The sequence below is a fragment of the Anabaenopsis arnoldii genome (assembly GCF_028331025.1).
GTDB classification, from domain to species: domain Bacteria; phylum Cyanobacteriota; class Cyanobacteriia; order Cyanobacteriales; family Nostocaceae; genus Anabaenopsis; species Anabaenopsis arnoldii.
Genome location: NZ_JAQMUH010000045.1, coordinates 1 through 3,872, shown reverse-complemented (window position 1 = coordinate 3,872; position 3,872 = coordinate 1). Strand labels below are relative to the sequence as shown.

The window sequence follows — 3,872 nt, the reverse complement described above, 5'->3', positions numbered from 1 at the left end:
GATAGCGGTAGTCTTTCTTGTAAATCTTAAGAGAAATATCGCGTCTGGCTAAGGCGTGCAAGTCTACTAAGGGATAACCGCTCCCATGCTCCCGTTGAAGTAGAAAGTAAAGTCTAGCTTTGTCTAGGTTTTATCTAGCAGAACTGTCTCATCTTCACTGGTAGATCATAGATACTTGCTTAAATGTGATTTAAATGATGAGTATGAAATTTCAACTGTTATTAGGCTCTTTGTTTTCCCAGCTTAAAGTACGTCATTGGTGGATAGGCATCTTTTTGTGGATGGTTTTAGTCGCCCCGGCTCAAGCGTCTATCATCCTGCGCGTGGCAATTGAGAGGGGAGTTAATCAAGTCAAGGTGGGTAGTTCCACAACTGCACTTGTCAAGGATAGTAGAGGCCGGACTCTGGGACAATTACCCGCTATGAGTTCATTTGAGGCCCAAAGTATCCCCGGTGGTGTGGCTCTCAATAGGTGGCAATCTGGCTTATTTTGGATTGAGCCGACAAATAAGGGATTTGTTTATATTGGCGATCGCTGGTATCGTGGCAGAACCTTGGTTTTGCCTACAGATAAAGGGTTAGATGTCGTTAACTGGGTTGATTTAGAAGAATATCTTTACAGTGTCATCGGTGGTGAAATGGATTCTAGATGGCCTCAGGAAGCCCTCAAAGCCCAGGCCATAGCTGCTCGCACCTACGCACTTTACAAGCGCCGGGAACAGCGCAATCATCCCACTTATGACTTAGGGGCTACTCCTGACCGGTGGCAAATTTATCAAGGAGTCGCTAAGGAATCTCCTGCTATTTACGCGGCCGTTGATTCTACAGTTGGGAAAGTATTAACACATAACAATCAAATTATTCTCTCCGCGTTTCACGCCTGTTCTGGGGGGCATACTGAAAATGTCGAAGATGTTTGGGGAAAACGCCTGGCTTACTTGCGTGCTGTTCAAGACTACGATCAAAATATCAGCGCTTGTAACTGGGTGCAAACCTTTTCCCCCGATGAAATTAGCTCGAAAATTTCCGGTATTGGTAACATCAAAGATATGATTCCACAAGCCTTCTCACCTTTCCGCAGTGTGAAAGCTTTAAAAATTGTGGGTGAGCAAGGTACAAGAGTACTCAGAGGGGAAGAGGTGCGAACTGCACTCAAACTCCGAAGCACGCGCTTTAATATCACTAGAGGCACAAATGGTAATTTTGTCCTCCAAGGTCTAGGATTTGGTCATGGCTTAGGAATGAGCCAGTGGGGAGCCTATAATCTGGCTCGACAAGGAGCCAACCACCTGCAAATTTTAGGACATTACTACCAAGGGGTAACCCTGACCCCAATTAAGACCAAGTAAGTTACTGCACCACTATCTTAGCATTTATGAGGATATGTAATCTATTATTAGCAAATAACTAGCTATTGGCTAGCCCTCAAGCTCTTGGTCGATTAAGTCGGTTTCGGTGGAATAAACTAAATCTTCACTACTGATGACTTTTTCTGTAGCGAATTGCTGTGCGTAGTTGATTTTTCGCTGTAAAGTCTCCTCTGGATTTGCTAATAGTTGAGCCTGATACAAGCGATCGCGATTGCGTGCAGCAATTTTTTGATTGCGCCATTGAATCCAAAAATAACGCACTAAGGGGATACCTAAGAAACCCGCACCATAACCCAACAATAGCCAATAAATCCCTTCTACAAAAGCTACTAATCCCCCCAATTGCGCCGCTGCTGTCCCGTCGGCTATTAAACCTCCCAATATTAAAGCCGCCACAAAATTGAGTACACCCAAACCTGCAGCCAGGATAATTTGTCCTGCACCTGCAGCACTAAAACGCCAAGGATATTCTTCTAAATGGGTGGGTACTAATTCAGGGCTTGTTTTAGTGGCTTTAACTTGCAGCTCTGGGAAATAATAGACAATGTGCCCTTCTGGGCTGACCTCTGGTTGTCCATTAAAACGAGTCAGCACAGGCAGCATATAATCTTCATACTCCCGTGTATAAGTTTCCCCAAGGTCATCCAGATAGGGAGCAATTTGTTCTGCTACCACCGCACCATGATTATTCCCAATCACAGTCCCGATTTCTTGCCATCGCCGTTGTTCTAAATTAGCATTTGGATTACCATCGCCAAATAAAAAGGAAAATACAGCCTCAAAGAAATTCAAGTTACTTCCTTGCTGTCTTTGGTAATGCCGTTGTTGGGAGCGGGTGCTATAATCGGGGCTGAAGTACCAGAATAAATCTGGGAATGGAAAAAAGAATAACCCACCACCCCCAGAACTGCGGCCTCGATCATTGTCATTGCGATCTGAACTCCCGGCATTCACAATGATAATAATCGTCACAGTGATCAGGACAATAGAAAGAATTAAGAAAATACCAAAAGAAATGCGAATCAGGTAAAAAAGAACTGCCCAGACCTTTTTCCACCATTCCTGCAACCGCATCTGAAAGTATTTATTACGTAATATTTCGCGGAAATTTCGCGGAAACAGGTAAACAATATCGCCTGTTTCTGCTACTTGTAAATGTCCGCCCGCATCAGAAGCCAAGGCTAATAAACCTTGTCCCGCCTCCGCTACACTCAAGCCACCCTGACTTGAGACATCACCAACAGTCACTCGGTAACCGAGTTTTTCTACAGCTTGCATGATGGTGGGATTGGGAGTCACTATTCTTCCCTCCTGTGAGAATTTACCTGTATCCGATCCAAAAAAAGCTAACTAATACTAACAAAAATTGGCTTTTTCTTCCTATTTCACCCTAGCAGTGTCGGCACTATCTAGTCCACAGGCTAACACGATCAATCTGACCGCTTCTTTTTTTAAATTAATCGCCGCGTTTAAATCTCTGTCACTCTCAAAGCCACAACTATCACATTTAAACACTCTGTGAGATAATGGCAGTGATGATTTCTTTTCTCCACAACTTGAGCAAGTCTTACTACTGGGATAAAATCTATCCACAATTACTAACTTACTGCCATACAGTTGTGTTTTATATCCCAACTGCCTTCTAAATTCATAAAAGCCCATATCGGCAATAGCTTTTGATAATTTCCCATTCGCTAACATCCCAGATACATTTAAATCTTCTATCCCTATAACCGCGTGGTTTTTGCTGATATAGGTGGTGATTTTGTGTAATGTATCTTTTCTGATATTAGCTATTTTTTGGTGTAATCTGGCTATTTTGATTTGGGCTTTTCTATAATTATTTGAACCTCTGAGTTTATGTCGGTTCAAGTATTGCATTCTTGCTAATTTAGATTCATACTTTTTATAGCTTTTTACTCCATCAAATACTTCTCCTGTTGATAATGTTGCTAGATGATTTATGCCCAAGTCAACTCCTACAAAGTCTTGTTTTTTAGGTGTTTCATTGGTTATCACCTCCAGTTTCCAAGAGATAAACCACTTATCGGCTTGTTTACTAATGGTGACAGATTTCGGTTTATATCCAGTCGGGAGAATTTCATAAGTTTTCAGCCAACCAATTACGGGGACTTTGATTTTTCTATAGTCAATTTTTATTGCACCATCTAAGGTAAAAGAATCCTGTCTCCCTTTTTTCTTAAACTTAGCAAAGCCTTTACTTTTTTTGAAGAAGGATTTAAAGGCATCTGACAGATATCTTAATGCGTATTGAGGGGCGCATTTAGACACTTGATAATACCAAGGAAGGGTAGATTTAATGGCTGCTACTAACCATTTATGTAAATCTATAGCTGTGGGAAATTTGATTTTGTCTTGAGGATTAAGTTTGTTATGTAATAATACCTGTTGACAAAGTGCTAAACCTTGATTCCAAGCGTGTCTGGCTACTCCTGCGTGTTGCGCCAGTAGTAGTCGTTGTTGCTTGTTAACTTTGAGTTG

Annotated in this window: 3 protein-coding genes; 1 reads left to right on the top strand and 2 read right to left on the bottom strand. The window is 41.9% G+C overall.

All coding sequences use genetic code 11. From position 1 onward, the window contains the following. The first annotated feature begins 203 nt into the window (after positions 1–203). Complete coding sequence (locus PN457_RS03775) at positions 204–1,349, top strand: SpoIID/LytB domain-containing protein (RefSeq protein ID WP_271731423.1); 1,146 nt, start codon at positions 204–206, stop codon at positions 1,347–1,349. A 69-nt stretch (positions 1,350–1,418) separates the two neighbouring features. On the opposite strand, the gene PN457_RS03770 is transcribed toward PN457_RS03775, so the two are convergent. Together PN457_RS03770 and PN457_RS03765 are read right to left on the bottom strand one after the other, a co-directional pair. Continuing rightward, the gene (locus tag PN457_RS03770; protein WP_271731422.1) at positions 1,419–2,669 is read right to left on the bottom strand and encodes a hypothetical protein; all 1,251 of its coding nucleotides are present in this window, start codon (positions 2,667–2,669) and stop codon (positions 1,419–1,421) included. A gap of 81 nt (positions 2,670–2,750) precedes the next feature. Next, positions 2,751–3,872, bottom strand: a 1,122-nt coding sequence (locus PN457_RS03765; RefSeq protein WP_271731421.1) for an RNA-guided endonuclease InsQ/TnpB family protein, incomplete at its 5' end; no start/stop codon positions are given.